12 protein-coding genes are annotated in these 13,707 nt (G+C 64.8%); 4 read left to right on the top strand and 8 right to left on the bottom strand.

Going from position 1 to position 13,707, the window contains the following annotated elements; all coding sequences use genetic code 11:
* The first annotated feature begins 35 nt into the window (after nt 1-35).
* Entirely contained in the window at nt 36-1,532 is a 1,497-nt protein-coding gene (locus tag ABG82_RS14370; protein WP_043075665.1) for a malate:quinone oxidoreductase, read from the top strand.
* Here ABG82_RS14370 and ABG82_RS14375 read toward each other — a convergent pair.
* Genes ABG82_RS14375 through bioB form a run of 3 tightly spaced genes read right to left on the bottom strand, consistent with a single transcriptional unit; the run spans nt 1,516 to nt 3,517 of the window.
* Nucleotides 1,516-2,244, bottom strand: a complete 729-nt coding sequence (locus ABG82_RS14375) for a DUF2567 domain-containing protein (protein WP_043075664.1) — start codon at nt 2,242-2,244, stop codon at nt 1,516-1,518. The two genes, ABG82_RS14370 and ABG82_RS14375, sit on opposite strands and share 17 nt — an antisense overlap.
* Nucleotides 2,241-2,492 (bottom strand): biotin synthase auxiliary protein BsaP, encoded by a 252-nt coding sequence (gene bsaP / locus ABG82_RS14380; RefSeq protein ID WP_043075663.1) that lies wholly within the window; start codon nt 2,490-2,492, stop codon nt 2,241-2,243. The genes ABG82_RS14375 and bsaP overlap by 4 nt, the downstream gene beginning before the upstream one ends.
* Nucleotides 2,489-3,517, bottom strand: a complete 1,029-nt coding sequence (bioB, locus tag ABG82_RS14385; protein WP_078343206.1) for a biotin synthase BioB — start codon at nt 3,515-3,517, stop codon at nt 2,489-2,491. Before bioB ends, bsaP begins: the two co-directional genes overlap by 4 nt.
* A 61-nt stretch (nt 3,518-3,578) precedes the next feature.
* Between bioB and ABG82_RS14390 the strand changes: the two genes are divergently transcribed.
* Nucleotides 3,579-4,220 carry a TetR/AcrR family transcriptional regulator C-terminal domain-containing protein gene (locus ABG82_RS14390; protein WP_043075662.1) on the top strand — a complete coding sequence of 214 codons (642 nt, stop codon included), beginning with the start codon at nt 3,579-3,581 and terminating at the stop codon, nt 4,218-4,220.
* Here the strand turns inward: ABG82_RS14390 and bioD are convergent.
* The 3 genes from bioD to ABG82_RS14405 are packed head-to-tail and all read right to left on the bottom strand — an operon-like array spanning nt 4,217 to nt 7,413.
* Nucleotides 4,217-4,894 (bottom strand): dethiobiotin synthase, encoded by a 678-nt coding sequence (bioD, locus tag ABG82_RS14395; RefSeq protein ID WP_043075661.1) that lies wholly within the window; start codon nt 4,892-4,894, stop codon nt 4,217-4,219. The two genes, ABG82_RS14390 and bioD, sit on opposite strands and share 4 nt — an antisense overlap.
* A complete protein-coding gene (locus ABG82_RS14400) occupies nt 4,891-6,036 on the bottom strand; it encodes an 8-amino-7-oxononanoate synthase (protein ID WP_043075807.1) in 1,146 nt (381 codons plus the stop codon). The genes bioD and ABG82_RS14400 overlap by 4 nt, the downstream gene beginning before the upstream one ends.
* Nucleotides 6,037-6,090: 54 nt before the next feature.
* Nucleotides 6,091-7,413, bottom strand: a complete 1,323-nt coding sequence (locus ABG82_RS14405) for an adenosylmethionine--8-amino-7-oxononanoate transaminase (RefSeq protein ID WP_162269259.1) — start codon at nt 7,411-7,413, stop codon at nt 6,091-6,093.
* Nucleotides 7,414-7,536: 123 nt separating this feature from the next.
* On the opposite strand from ABG82_RS14405, the gene ABG82_RS14410 reads away from it, so the two are divergent.
* Together ABG82_RS14410 and glgX are read left to right on the top strand one after the other, a co-directional pair.
* Complete coding sequence (locus ABG82_RS14410; RefSeq protein WP_043075659.1) at nt 7,537-9,717, top strand: acyltransferase family protein; 2,181 nt, start codon at nt 7,537-7,539, stop codon at nt 9,715-9,717.
* 40 nt (nt 9,718-9,757) lie between these two features.
* Entirely contained in the window at nt 9,758-11,899 is a 2,142-nt protein-coding gene (glgX, locus tag ABG82_RS14415; protein WP_043075658.1) for a glycogen debranching protein GlgX, read from the top strand.
* A 6-nt stretch (nt 11,900-11,905) separates the two neighbouring features.
* Here the strand turns inward: glgX and ilvA are convergent, their stop codons facing one another.
* Both ilvA and ABG82_RS14425 read right to left on the bottom strand, forming a co-directional pair.
* Nucleotides 11,906-13,147, bottom strand: a complete 1,242-nt coding sequence (gene ilvA / locus ABG82_RS14420; RefSeq protein WP_043075657.1) for a threonine ammonia-lyase IlvA — start codon at nt 13,145-13,147, stop codon at nt 11,906-11,908.
* Between the two features lie 14 nt (nt 13,148-13,161).
* Complete coding sequence (locus tag ABG82_RS14425) at nt 13,162-13,599, bottom strand: nitroreductase family deazaflavin-dependent oxidoreductase (protein ID WP_043075656.1); 438 nt, start codon at nt 13,597-13,599, stop codon at nt 13,162-13,164.
* Nucleotides 13,600-13,707: the final 108 nt, after the last annotated feature.

The following is a 13,707-nucleotide window of genomic DNA, read 5'->3' on the forward strand; positions in this document are numbered from 1 at the left end:
GGACGGATCGAATGAGAACGGCGGATCGTGACCGTATGACCCGAATCCCGAGTGCGCCCGACACATCACCTGTCGAAGCCGACGTCGTGCTCATCGGCGGCGGCATCATGTCCGCGACGCTGGGCTCCATGCTGTCGGTGTTGGCACCCGAGTTGCGAATCATATTGCTGGAAAGGGCAGATGAACTGGCGACGGAAAGCAGCGGCCCCTGGAACAACGCGGGTACCGGACACACTGGCTTCTGCGAGCTCAACTACATGCCCGATGCCAGCGATGGAGCGAAAGCGGCCGCGGTTGCTCGTCAATTTCATCTCAGTCGGCAGTGGTGGTCGTATCTGGCCGATAACGCACTACTGCGGCCCGACGCGTTCATCCACCCGGCGGCGCACATGGACGTGGTCTTCGGGCGCCGCGATGTGGACTATCTGCGCAAACGGTACGAAACGCTCTCCGCGGAGCCAATGTTCACCGGCATGCGATTCACAGATGACCCCGCCACCATTGAACGGTGGGCTCCGCTGATTATGCGTGGTCGCGTCCCGAATGAACCTATCGCCGCCACCCTGCACCCGGACGGCACCGATATCGACTTCGGTGCGCTCACCGCCGCGCTGACACGCATCGTCGCCGACCGCGGTGGGCAGGTCCGATTGGGTCACCACGTCCGTGCTCTGCGCCAGGATGCTGACGGCTCCTGGTTGGTGACCGGGCGTAACTCCCATGGAGACTTCGCCATACGCACACCCAAGGTATTCGTGGGTGCGGGTGGGCAGGCGCTGTGGATCCTGCAGCGCGCTCGACTTCCTGAGGTCCGGGGCTACGCCGTGCTGCCCGTCGGCGCCGCATTCCTGCGCTCGGACAATCAGACCTTGGTGGCCCAGCACGCCACCAAGGTGTACGGACAAGCCCCCGTGGGTGCGCCACCGATGTCGGTGCCGCACTTGGACAAGCGTGTCATCGGCGGACGGTCCTACCTGATGTTCGGGCCGTACGCGACATTCAGCACCAAACTGCTCACACACGGACGGTGGACCGACGTCTTCACCACAGTCCGCTGGCACAACCTGCACGTGATCGCGGCCGCGCTACTGCACAATCTCGATCTGGTGAGATACCTGGTAGGGCAAGTGATCGCGGGTCCGCGCCAGCGGCTCAGGCAACTTCGGCGGTACTACCCCGGCTCCGAATCCGACGACTGGAAACTTTTCCCGGCGGGTCAACGGGCACAACTGATCAAACCGGATCCCCGACATATCGGAGTGTTGCAGCAGGGCACCGAACTCGTCGTGAGCGCCGACAGGAGCATCGCCGGACTTCTCGGCGCCTCGCCGGGCGCGTCGACCGCGGTCCCGATCATGCTTGATGCGCTTGCACGCTGCTTCCCCGAACAATGGGAAAGCTCATGGGGGCACACCATGACCGATGCCATGCCGGGTACCGGAGATACCGTCTGGGATACCGCGACGGTCATCAACTCGGCCCGCAGCACCGCCCGGTCATTGCGGCTCGACGACGCTAGACCGTCGAGTTAGCACCCTCAACGGGCGGCACGGCCACCGGAGCGCGATAAATAGGTACCGGCGCGGGTGGCCAGGCCTCCAGATCATCACGGGCACAGGCGACCACGCAGAACATGTAGACCACAGCGGCCAGGCACGGTGCGAGCGCCAGCGTGACGGCTATCTGCGCCTCGGTGTGGCCATAGAAAACCGCCGGGGCCTGGACGACGTACTTGATCCGGTGCCCTTCACCGAGCTGAGCACCGGCGATATCCAATGCGCCGTAACGCATCCGGACCAGTACTGCTCCGATGCCCGACGCCACCGCCGAACATGCCAAGGCGCCGAGAGCCAGTGCGCCGACCATCATCGGGCCGCGATGCGCCCGCCACTGCCACGCCGCGGCGGACACGATGACCGCAACCACGGTGGCCATCCCCACGAGCAGGGTCGTGCCGACAAAGAAGTTGTCGGCCTGATTGCCCAAGTGCACGAACACCCGTCCGTTATCGCGGGTATCGGCGATAGCACCGTGAATACCGGGTGCGATGGCGCTCCACAGCGCCCCCACCAGCACACCGGACAACGCCAACCCGACAAAAACCACGGCCGCCGCGCGCAAGTGCGAGAAACGCGGCGCGGCAACGCTATTCACCGAAGCCGCCGGCTGCCCACTAGTACTCACCGGAATCGCCGGCTCTACGCTTGCGTTCATCTGGACCGCCGGGTCTTCGCTTGCACTCATCGCTGCTCAAGCTGCTTGGAGTCCACCTCGCCGTGCCGCGAGCACTTCGCGTGCCAGCCATCCGGCCGCACCTGCACAATCATGCGCCGTCCACACGCCGCGCAGAAGCGTGGCGGCTCCAGTCCCAGCTGAGCCGCGGTAGGCAGTATCGAACCGGCAACGCCACCATCGATCTCGATCCCGGTGTACACGTTGTACTTACCGGCAGCCACCGGTTCGGTACCCATGAGGTACAGACTATTGGTCACAGGCTGCTGTTCAGCGCCTTGATCGGCATCTGCAGATCATCGAGCAGTTCCAGATCCGCTTCGGCCGGACGGCCCAGCGTGGTCAGGTAGTTGCCGACGATGACGGCGTTGATTCCGCCCAGGATGCCCTGCTTGGCACCCAGATCACCGAGAGTGATCTCGCGTCCACCGGCGAACCGCAGCATGGTGCGCGGCAATGCCAAGCGGAAGGCCGCCACCGCACGCAGCGCGTCCGAGGCCGGGAGCACCTCGAGATCTCCGAAGGGCGTTCCGGGACGAGGGTTCAGGAAGTTCAGCGGAACCTCGTCCGGCTCCAGCTCCGCCAGGTTCGCGGCGAACTCCGCGCGCTGTTCCAGCGTTTCACCCATGCCGAGGATGCCGCCGCAGCAGACCTCCATGCCCGCCTCGCGGACCATCTTCAGCGTGTCCCAACGCTCCTCCCAGCTGTGCGTGGTGACCACATTCGGGAAGTGCGACTTGGCCGTCTCAAGGTTGTGGTTGTAGCGGTGCACGCCCATCGCCGACAACCGATCGACCTGTTCCTGCGTCAACATGCCCAGCGAGCAGGCGATCTGAATGTCGACCTCGTTGCGGATCGCCTCGATACCGGCGGCAACCTGAGCAAGTAGCCGCTCGTCGGGCCCGCGAACGGCGGCCACGATGCAGAACTCGGTGGCACCGGACTTGGCGGTCTGCTTGGCCGCTTCGACCAAACTTGGAATGTCGAGCCACGCACTGCGCACCGGGGAGGCGAACAGACCGGACTGCGAGCAAAAATGGCAGTCCTCAGGGCAGCCACCGGTCTTGAGGCTGATGATGCCCTCGACCTCGACCTCTGGCCCGCACCAGCGCATCCGCACCTCGTGGGCAAGCGCCAGTAGTTCCTCAAGACGATCATCAGGAAGCTGGAGGACACGTAGTACCTGGTCCTGAGTCAGGCCAACGCCCTGCTCCAAAACCTGCTCACGGGCGACGGCCAATACATCGGCGTCCGTCGCGGCTGTCAGCTCGGCTGTCTCAGTCACGCAGCGCTCCTCACTAGGTCCAAACCTGATACTCAATCCTGAACGGTGTTCAGGTTAGAGTATGGCCATCACTGAGCCAAACAAGGGGCGCGCAGCTCCGCTGAACCGACAGGACCTGGTGCGCCGGGCCACCGCGATTCTCGACGATTACGGGATCGCGGATCTGACGATGCGCCGGCTGGCCCGCGAGCTCGATATCGCGCCAAGCGCGCTGTACTGGCATTTCGCCAACAAGCAGCAGTTGCTCGGCGCGGTCGCCGATCATGTGCTGGCCCCGCTGGCCGAATCAGACCGTCGTGACGTGCCCTGGCAGGAACGCATCGATTACTTGTGCTCGGCACTGCGCGATGCACTCCTCTCGCACAAGGACGGCGCGGAGTTGGTGTCGGCGAGCTTCGCGTCTGGACAGACTTCGCACATGATCGCTGTGCTCGATCGTCTCGCCGAGGCCGCGGCCACCGCAGGTCTGGGTGAGGTCCCCGCAGCCCTCGCCGCCCGCAGCATCGTCTATTACGTGCTCGGTTACGTGGCCGACGAACAGTCGCGGCTGCAATGGGACTCCGCGGGCGCGCTCGGGGACGGCGAATTCTTCCTCGCCGACGGCGCGGGATTCACCGATCCCACCGCACAGTTCAGTTTCGGCACACGTCTTTTGATGGACGGCATCGGCCAGCTGGCCCGCGAATCCAGCAAGATCGGTTAGGCCACCAGCGCGGCGATCCACTGCGGATCGAACAGCGCGACACTGAGCTCGGCGAACACCGCCGGCATGAGACGCGCCGCACCCTCTGGAATCACCGCACGCACCGGCGTCTGGAACTGATGTGCCAGATCCTCACGGTTGAGCCGTTGCGCCAGATCAGGCTCCGCGGGAAAGCTGCCCACCACCAGTCCTGCGCAGGGAACAGATTGCGCGGCAAGGGCTTCCAGCGTCAGAGCGGTGTGATTGAGGGTGCCCAGATCTGCTGTTGTCACCACCAGGACCGGCGCGTCCAGCACGATCGCCAGATCACGCAATGTCTTACCCCCGGCCGCCAGCTCCACCAAGAGGCCGCCGGCACCCTCGACCAAGGTCAAGGCGCCGGGCCGATCGAGGGCGAAGATCGCGGTGGCCATCTGCACGTGGTCCAGCAGCTCCAGACCCGCCCGCGCGGCCGAGGCTACCGGTGCCAGGGGTTCGGGATACCGCACCAGAGTCTCGACTCGCGTCACCCCGGAGAGCCGTGCCACTTCGTCGGCATCGCGGTCTTCGCCGGTCTGCACGGGTTTACACACCGTGACATCGATGCCCTGACTGACTGCTGCCGCGGCCAGCGCCGCCGTCGCCACCGTCTTGCCCACCCCGGTCGAGGTGCCGGTGACCAACAGGATCGTCACCGGCGGGCCAGCGCCAGCACGCCGGCGAGTACCTCGTGCACACGATCCATATCTGTCTCGGTGAGTGAGGCGCGGGCCGTCAGCCGCAGCAGCGACTGGCCCTCGGGCACCGAGGGCGGGCGGAAACATCCGACACGGATGCCCTGCTCCAGACACGACATGGCGGCGTTGAACGCGACGGTCGGGTCGCCCAGCACCACCGGTACGACGGCCGATTCCGGCCTGTCGGGCACACCGCACCACTGCCCCAGCGTCACCGCGTGGTCGAGGACGGCGCGTACCCGCTCGGGCTCATCGGCCATCAAGCGCAGCGCCGCCAACGCCGATCCAACCGCGGCAGGGGCCAGCCCGGTGTCGAAGATGAACGGACGCGCGGCGTCGATGAGGTGCGCGCGCACCGCCTCAGATCCCACCACGGCACCACCCTGGCTGCCCAGGGCCTTAGACAGTGTGACGGTGACGACGAGGTCATCCAGGCCGGCAAGACCGACCTCAGCGACCAGACCACGGCCGCCCGGTCCGCGCACACCGAGCCCGTGGGCCTCGTCAACGAGCAGCACCGCGCCATGGCTACGGCACACCGTGTGAAGTTCGAGCAATGGGGCCAGCGCACCGTCGGCACTGAAGACGGCGTCGGTGAGCACCAATGCCCGATCCTCCGGGCGTTGTGCCAGCGCCGCCGCCACCGCGTGCGTGTCGCGGTACGGGGTCACCACGACACGTGCCCGCGATAAACGGCAGGCGTCGATCAACGAGGCATGGGTGCGCGCGTCCGAGACAATAAGCGTTCCGGGCCCGGAAAGTGCCACGACCGCACCGAGATTGGCGGTGTACCCCGAAGAGAACACCAGCGCCGACTGTGCACCCATGAAGGCCGCGAGTTCGTGCTCCAGCGCTTCGTGCAGCTCGGTGTTGCCGGTGACCAGGCGCGAACCGGTGGATCCAGCGCCCCATATCCGCAGCGCCTCGACACCGGCCTCGATGACCTGCGGGTGCCGGGAGAGACCCAGGTAATCGTTGGAGGCCAGGTCGATCTCGGGCTCGGCAGCACTGCGAGTACGCAGCCGCCGACGCAGCCCCGCCGCTTCTCGTTGACGCTCTACCTCATCCAACCAGGCAAGCGGTGATGATGCCTCGACCACCGGCACCTCCTCTCCTGAACGGTGTTCAGGTTAGCGCACGCGCGGAGAATCTCGTCATTGCGTTCGCTGCCCGATGTCAGCCGAGACCGCCATCGCCGCATGCACCATCGCGCCGGTGATCCTGCGGATTTCGTCGTCATCGCAGATATACGGGGGCATGGTGTAGATCAACGTCCGGAAGGGGCGCAGCCACACTCCCGCATCGAGTGCGGCGTTTGTGGCGATCCGCATGCCCTGCTCCCCTAACGGCTGGGCCATCTCGATGACACCGATCGCGCCACGAACCCGCACCTGCGCGACACCGTCGAGTGACGCGGCCGGGGCCAGTCCCTCGTGCAGGGCCGCCGATATCTGCGCCACCCGCGCTTTCCAATCACCGGAGAGCAGCAGCTCAAGGGATGCGACCGCCACCGCGCACGCCAACGGATTGGCCATGAAGGTCGGCCCATGCATCAATGCACCCGCGGCGCTCTCACTGATGGTTTGTGCGATCTTGGCAGTACACAGGGTGGCGGCCAGGGTCAGATAGCCGCCGGTCAACGCCTTGCCTACGCACATGATGTCGGGGCTCACGCCCGCATGATCGGCGGCGAAAAGCTCGCCAGTGCGGCCGAAGCCGGTGGCGATCTCGTCGAAGATCAGCAGTACACCGTGCCGATCGCACATCGCGCGCAGCTCGGCGAGGTAGCGCGGATCGTGAAAACGCATCCCACCCGCCCCCTGCACGATGGGCTCGACGATGACCGCCGCGAGTTCGGCGGCGTGCTCGGATAGTTGCGCCTCGAAACGTCGCATGTACTCGTCGTCGTAGGCACTGGGCACACGCTCGGCGAAGACCTGTTCGACCAGAACGTCGGTCCACAGCGAGTGCATGCCACCCTCCGGGTCACACACGCTCATCGGCGCGAAGGTGTCGCCGTGATAGCCCCCACGCCAGGTCATCAGGCGGTGCTTGGCGGGCAGTCCAAGACTGCGCCAGTACTGCAACGCCATCTTGATGGCCACTTCCACCGACACCGATCCGGAGTCGCAGAAGAACACCGTCTCCAGCCCTGCCGGGGTGAGTTCGACCAGCAGCTGGGCTAGCCGGGCGGCGGGCTCGTGGGTGAGGCCTCCGAACATCACATGACTCATCGAGGCGACCTGCTCGGTCACCGCGCGGTCCAATTCCGGGTGCCCGTGGCCGTGGATGCAGGACCACCAGGAGCTCATCCCGTCGATTACCTCGACCGGCTGTCCATCGCGCACGACGGTGATGTTCGGGCCGTGCGCGCCCGTCACGACCAGCGGCCGCTGCGCGGTGTCGGGGCCGCCGATCCTGCTGTACGGATGCCATAGATGTGCGGCATCGATGGTTTCGACCTCATCGGGTGTCAACTTCGGCACAGTCAGCGAGCCTGTCACAGCCGCGCGCGAGCGGGTCATTCGCCTCACGCGCACACGCCGTTGGCGCGCAACTGCCAAGACTCTCGGCAACCATGGGTACATTGGGGGCCGAAAATGTTCTTCGTCTCAGCAACTAAGCCAATGACAGATCCCGAGGTGCCACCCACCGCGGCGATGGACGCTACCCCAAAAACCAAGGGCGACAAGGCGTTTTATCGCTACGACTTGGATGGCTTGCGCGGTATCGCAATTTTTCTGGTCGCCGTCTTTCATGTGTGGTTCGGCCGGGTGTCGGGTGGAGTTGACGTCTTCTTAACCCTTTCGGGCTTCTTCTACGGCAGCAAGCTACTACGCACAGCGACTACACAGGGAGCTTCCCTCAACCCGGTGCCCGTGCTGAAACGATTGGTTCGGCGGTTGCTGCCCGCACTCATTCTGGTGCTGGCGGCCTGCGCGGTGCTCACCGTGCTGGTACAGCCGGAAACCCGCTGGGAGACGTTTGCCGAGCAGAGCCTGGCCAGCCTGGGCTACTACCAGAACTGGGAGCTTGCCAACACCGCCGCCGATTATCTGGCGGCCAGCGAGTCGGTGAGCCCGCTGCAGCATCTGTGGTCGATGTCGGTGCAGGGACAGTTCTATGTCGGCTTTCTGGCGTTGGTTTATCTGCTGGCAGTGATGCTGCGCAAGCCTCTGGGCCGTCATATCCGCACCGTACTGATCGCGGTGATCGCGACCCTGTCCGCGGCATCCTTCGGATACGCGATCTACGCGCATCTCGATTTCCAATCGATCGCCTACTACAACACCTTCGCCCGTGCGTGGGAGTTGCTGCTCGGCGTACTGGTGGGCGCGCTGGTAGCCAGCACCCGCTGGCCGATGTGGCTGCGACAGCTGTTGGGCGTCGTGGCTGTCGCCGTGATCCTGTCCTGCGGCGCACTCATCAATGGTGTGCGCGAGTTCCCGGGTCCGTTGGCCCTGGTGCCCGTCGTTGCCACCCTGGTCCTCATCCTGTCCGCGGCGAACCTGCCCGCGGGTACCCCGCAGCCGGTGGCCAACCGATTCCTGGCCACCCGCCCCCTGGTCGAGCTGGGCGCGCTGGCGTATTCGCTGTATCTGTGGCATTGGCCGCTGTTGGTCTACTGGCTGGTCTACACCGGTGAGCCGAAGGTCTCCTTCGGGGAAGGCGCCGCCATCCTCGGTATCTCACTGGCACTGGCCTATCTGACCAACAAGTACGTCGAGACTCCCCTGCGCTATGCCCGGGTCATGCCCAAGACCTCATCGCTGTGGGCCCGTCTGCGCCGCCCCACGCTGGCGCTGGGGACCGCGATAGTGCTGATGGCGGTGGCACTGACCGCGACCTCGTTCACCTGGCTGGAGCATGTCACCGTGCAGCGCTCCAACGGCAAGGAGCTCTCCGGTCTGCGCCCCCGTGACTACCCGGGCGCCGGGGCGCTGTTGTACGGCGATCGGGTACCCGAACTACCGATGCGCCCCACCACGCTCGAGGCCTCCGATGACCTGCCGATCACCACCGAGCAGGACTGCATCAGTGACTTCCGCAACCGCGCGGTGATCACCTGTACCTACGGCAACCCGCATGCCACCAGAACCATCGCACTGGCCGGCGGCTCGCACGCCGAGCACTGGATTACCGCGCTCGACATTTTGGGGCGCCAGCACAACTTCAAGATCACCACCTATCTGAAGATGGGCTGCCCGCTCAGCACCGAAGAAGTTCCACGTATCGCCGGGTCCAATGATCCGTATCCGGACTGCAAGAAATGGGTTGATGAGGTGATGTCGCGCCTCATCAACGAACACCCCGACTACGTCTTCACCACAACCACCCGGCCGCGGTCCGCATTCGGCGACGGCGATGTGATGCCCGAAAGCTATATGGGCATCTGGTCGGCATTCGATGAAGCCGGTATCCCGGTCCTGGGGATGCGCGACACGCCTTGGCTCATCGACAAGGACGGCACCACGTACACCGCCGCCGACTGCATCTCGGCAGGCGGAAACGCCGACTCGTGCGCCATGGATCGCAACCGCGCGCTCGATGATGTGAATCCGACCCTGGCCATCGCGAACCGGTTCCCGTTGCTGAAGATCCTGGACATGACCCGGGCCGTCTGCCGGCCCGACAAATGCCGGGTGGTTGAAGGAAACGTGTTGGTATACCACGATTCTCACCACATCTCGGCCACCTACATGCGCACCATGACCAAGGAGCTGGGACGGCAGATCGCGCTGGCCACCGGCTGGTGGCGTCCGCCGCAACCGGGCCAGTGAGGCGCGCGGCGCCCGCCCTGGACCGATAGGGTCTATCAGCATGACCCTGCCACCGCTTCAGGTATGGCCGGGTAACCCCTATCCATTGGGCGCCACCTACGACGGCGCAGGCACCAACTTCTCGCTGTTCTCCGAGGTCGCCACCTCCGTGGAGCTGTGCCTGATCGCCAAGGACGGGTCCGAAACCCGAATCCCGCTGGAAGAGGTCGACGGGTACGTCTGGCACTGCTATCTGCCGACCATCTCCCCCGGCCAGCGTTACGGCTTCCGCGTGCACGGGCCGTGGGATCCGGAAAACGGGCACCGATGCGACCCCAGCAAGCTGCTACTCGACCCCTACGGCAAGGCCTTCCACGGCGAGTTCGACTACAGCCCCGAGACCGCGCCACCGCTGCTGTCCTATCAAATAGATCCGCTGGACACCGAGACACGGGTGGCCAGAGACTCCCTGGGCCACACTATGAGCACCGTCGTCATCAACCCTTACTTCGACTGGGGCTCGGACCGGCGCCCGCTCACCCCGTACCACGAGACGGTCATCTACGAGGCCCACGTCAAGGGCATGACCAAGACACATCCCGGGGTACCCGAGGAACTCAGAGGCACCTACGCCGGTCTGGCGCATCCCGCCGTGATCGATCATCTGCGTTCCCTCGGCGTCACCGCGATCGAATTGATGCCGGTGCACCAGTTCTTCCACGACAGCCGACTGATCGCCTTGGGGCTGCGAAATTATTGGGGATATAACACCTTTGGATACCTCGCGCCCCACGCGGAGTATGCGTCGTCGCCTCATGCCGGCGGCGCGGTGGCCGAGTTCAAGGCCATGGTGCGGGCATTTCATGAGGCGGGTATCGAGGTCATCCTGGACGTCGTCTACAACCACACCGCCGAAGGTGATCACATCGGCCCGACGCTGAGCTTCCGCGGCATCGACAATCGCGCCTACTACAAGCTCAACGACGACAATCTGGCTCGGTACACCGACTACACCGGCACCGGTAACAGCCTCAATGCCCGTAACCCGCACACGTTGCAGCTCATCATGGATTCGCTGCGCTACTGGGTGACCGAGATGCACGTCGACGGCTTCCGCTTCGACTTGGCCTCCACCCTGGCGCGGGAATTGCACGATGTCGACAGGCTGTCGGCGTTCTTCGACCTGGTGCAGCAAGACCCGATCGTCAGCCAGGTCAAGCTGATCGCCGAGCCCTGGGATATCGGCGAGGGCGGATACCAGGTGGGCAACTTCCCGGGGTTGTGGACCGAGTGGAACGGGAAGTTCCGCGACACCGTCCGCGACTACTGGCGTGGGCAGCCCGCCACGCTGGGCGAGTTCGCTTCCCGGCTCACCGGTTCATCGGATCTGTATGAGGCCACCGGGCGCAGGCCCAGCGCGAGCATCAACTTCGTCACCGCGCACGACGGCTTCACCCTGCGAGATCTGGTGTCCTACAACGAGAAGCACAACGAGGCCAACGGCGAGAACAACCAAGACGGCGAAACCTATAACCGCTCGTGGAACTGCGGCGTGGAAGGACCCACGGACGATCCGCGGATCCTTGCGCTGCGCGCCCGCCAGATGCGCAACATCTTCGCCACCCTGGTGCTGAGCCAGGGCACCCCGATGCTGTCGCACGGCGATGAGATCGGCCGTACTCAACAGGGCAACAACAATGTCTACTGCCAGGACTCGACGCTGTCCTGGATGGATTGGGAGCTCGCCGGTACGAACTCCGATCTGCTGCAGTTCGCCCGATCCGTGATCGCGCTGCGCAAACAGCACCCGGTGTTTCGGCGGCGCCGCTTCTTCGCGGGGCGCCCGATCCGCGAAGGCGAGGAAGTACGCGACATCGCCTGGCTGACCCCGGCGGGCGAGGAAATGACCACCGCCGATTGGGACAGTGGGTTCGGCAAGAGCCTGGCCGTGTTCCTCAACGGCGACGCGATTCCCGAACCGAACGCACGTGGTGAACGCGTGTCCGGCGACTCGTTCCTGCTGTGCTTCAACGCATTCGACGAGCCGCTGGATTTCGTAACACCCGACGGGGACTACGCGGCCCAGTGGACGGCGGTACTCGACACCGCCGAACCCGACGGCCGATGCTCGGCGGTGGTCGATGCGGGTAAGGCGGTGCGAGTACAGGATCGCGCCCTGGTGGTGCTCCGTAAGAGCGGTTAGCCGCCCTTACGTCAGATAGCGGAAAGCCGCCGAATCCGGTTCCAGCCGTTCGATATCCAGATCAGAGACCTGCATCCGGTCCAACAGGCCCGCGAGATCGTCGGGGTTGCTGAGTTCGATACCGACCAGCGCGGCCCCCATCTCGCGGTTGTTCCGCTTGACGTACTCGAACAGCGTGATGTCGTCGTTGGGGCCGAGTATCTCGCCGAGGAAGCGGCGCAGCGCGCCCGGCTCCTGCGGGAAGTCGACCAGGAAGTAATGCTTGAGTCCCAGGTGTACCAACGAACGTTCCAGGATCTCGCCGTAGCGCGAAACATCGTTGTTGCCACCGGAAATCAGGCAGACCACGGTGGATCCCGGCTCGAACGAACGCTCCGCCAACGCCGCCACAGACAGGGCACCGGCAGGTTCGGCGATGATCCCCTCGTTCTGATACAGCTCCAGCATCGCGGTGCAAGCCGCGCCCTCATCGACCGTGGTGAGCGAGAGCATCTCCCCCGCCGTGGCAAGTTGCCGGTATGGCGCGGCCCCGGCGACCTGTACGGCACAGCCGTCGACGAACAGATCCACGTGGTCGAGCGGAACCGGGCCGCCCGCGCGCATGGCAGCGGCCATGCAGGCGGCTCCCGCCGGCTCCACTCCCACCACACGTACCTGCGGCGCCCGTTCCCGCAGGTACGTCACGATCCCGGAAATACAGCCGCCACCACCGACCGGGACCACCACCACGTCCGGCGGGCTGTCCAATTGATCGAGTATCTCGGCGGCGATGGTGCCCTGTCCCGCGATGGTTCGCACATCGTCGAAGGCCGGTACCAATGTGGCACCGGTACGTGCGGCATCAGCCTTGGCCGCCGCCGCTGCCTCGTCGTAGCCATGTCCGACAGCGATCAGATCCACGAATCCATTGCCGTGGTAGATGATTCGCTGCCGCTTCTGCTTGGGAGTCTTGCTGGGGATGTAAACGCGGCCGTGTACACCCATCGACTTGCACGCCAGCGCGAATCCCTGAGCGTGGTTACCGGCGCTGGAACACACCACGCCGGCCGCCTTCTCCTCGTCGCTGAGCTGCATCAGCAGGTTGAAGGCACCGCGCACCTTGTACGAACGTACCGACTGGAGGTCTTCACGCTTGAGATAGACGTTGGCGCCGGTGAGCGCCGAGAGCCTGTCGGCGTGCTGCAGGGGTGTTGGTTGGACGACCTCGTCGATGCGCTTGGCCGCGGCATCGATGTCGGCAGCGGTCACCAACTGTGGCGTGCTCAAGAGACCGGCGTCAGCACGAACACCGGGATCTGACGGTCCGTCTTGGTCTGGTATTCCGCATAGGGCGGGTACGCCTCGACGGCGCGGTCCCACCATGACGCCTTCTCGTCGCCGACGACCTCGCGGGCTTGATAGTCCTTGGTGACAGTGCCGTCTTGCAGCTCGACGAGGGGGTTCTCTTTGACGTTGTAGTACCAGACGGGGTTCTTGGGGGCGCCGCCGAGCGAGGCGACGATGGCGTACTCGCCGTTGTGTTCAACCCGCATCAAGGCGATCTTGCGCAGCTTCCCGGACTTGGCACCCAGCGAGGTCAGCAGGATCACCGGCATGTCCGCGATGGTGATGCCGTCGGTGGTCCCGCTCTCAATAATCCTGGCCACCTGCTTCTGCGACCAATCGAGTCCACTGGGTTCGTAATCACCGGTTAATGGCATGGCGACAACTGTATCGCCGCTCGGCGCGGTTGTTCCACGCATATAGTCGTGCGCGGAATGAGACATGCCTGCTCATTCATCTTTATCGGCCCGTAGGCGCGTGTTCGG

This window comes from Mycobacteroides immunogenum, from assembly GCF_001605725.1.
Lineage (GTDB): Bacteria > Actinomycetota > Actinomycetes > Mycobacteriales > Mycobacteriaceae > Mycobacterium > Mycobacterium immunogenum.

Coding starts and splice junctions, on each gene's coding strand:
- ABG82_RS14370 (WP_043075665.1), top strand. CDS start 36: ATGACCCGAATCCCGAGTGCGCCCGACACATCACCTGTCGAAGCCGAC.
- ABG82_RS14375 (WP_043075664.1), bottom strand. CDS start 2,244: ATGAGTGCAAGCGAAGACCCGGCGGTCCAGATGAACGCAAGCGTAGAG.
- ABG82_RS14390 (WP_043075662.1), top strand. CDS start 3,579: ATGGCCATCACTGAGCCAAACAAGGGGCGCGCAGCTCCGCTGAACCGA.
- ABG82_RS14410 (WP_043075659.1), top strand. CDS start 7,537: ATGTTCTTCGTCTCAGCAACTAAGCCAATGACAGATCCCGAGGTGCCA.
- glgX (WP_043075658.1), top strand. CDS start 9,758: ATGACCCTGCCACCGCTTCAGGTATGGCCGGGTAACCCCTATCCATTG.
- ABG82_RS14425 (WP_043075656.1), bottom strand. CDS start 13,599: ATGCCATTAACCGGTGATTACGAACCCAGTGGACTCGATTGGTCGCAG.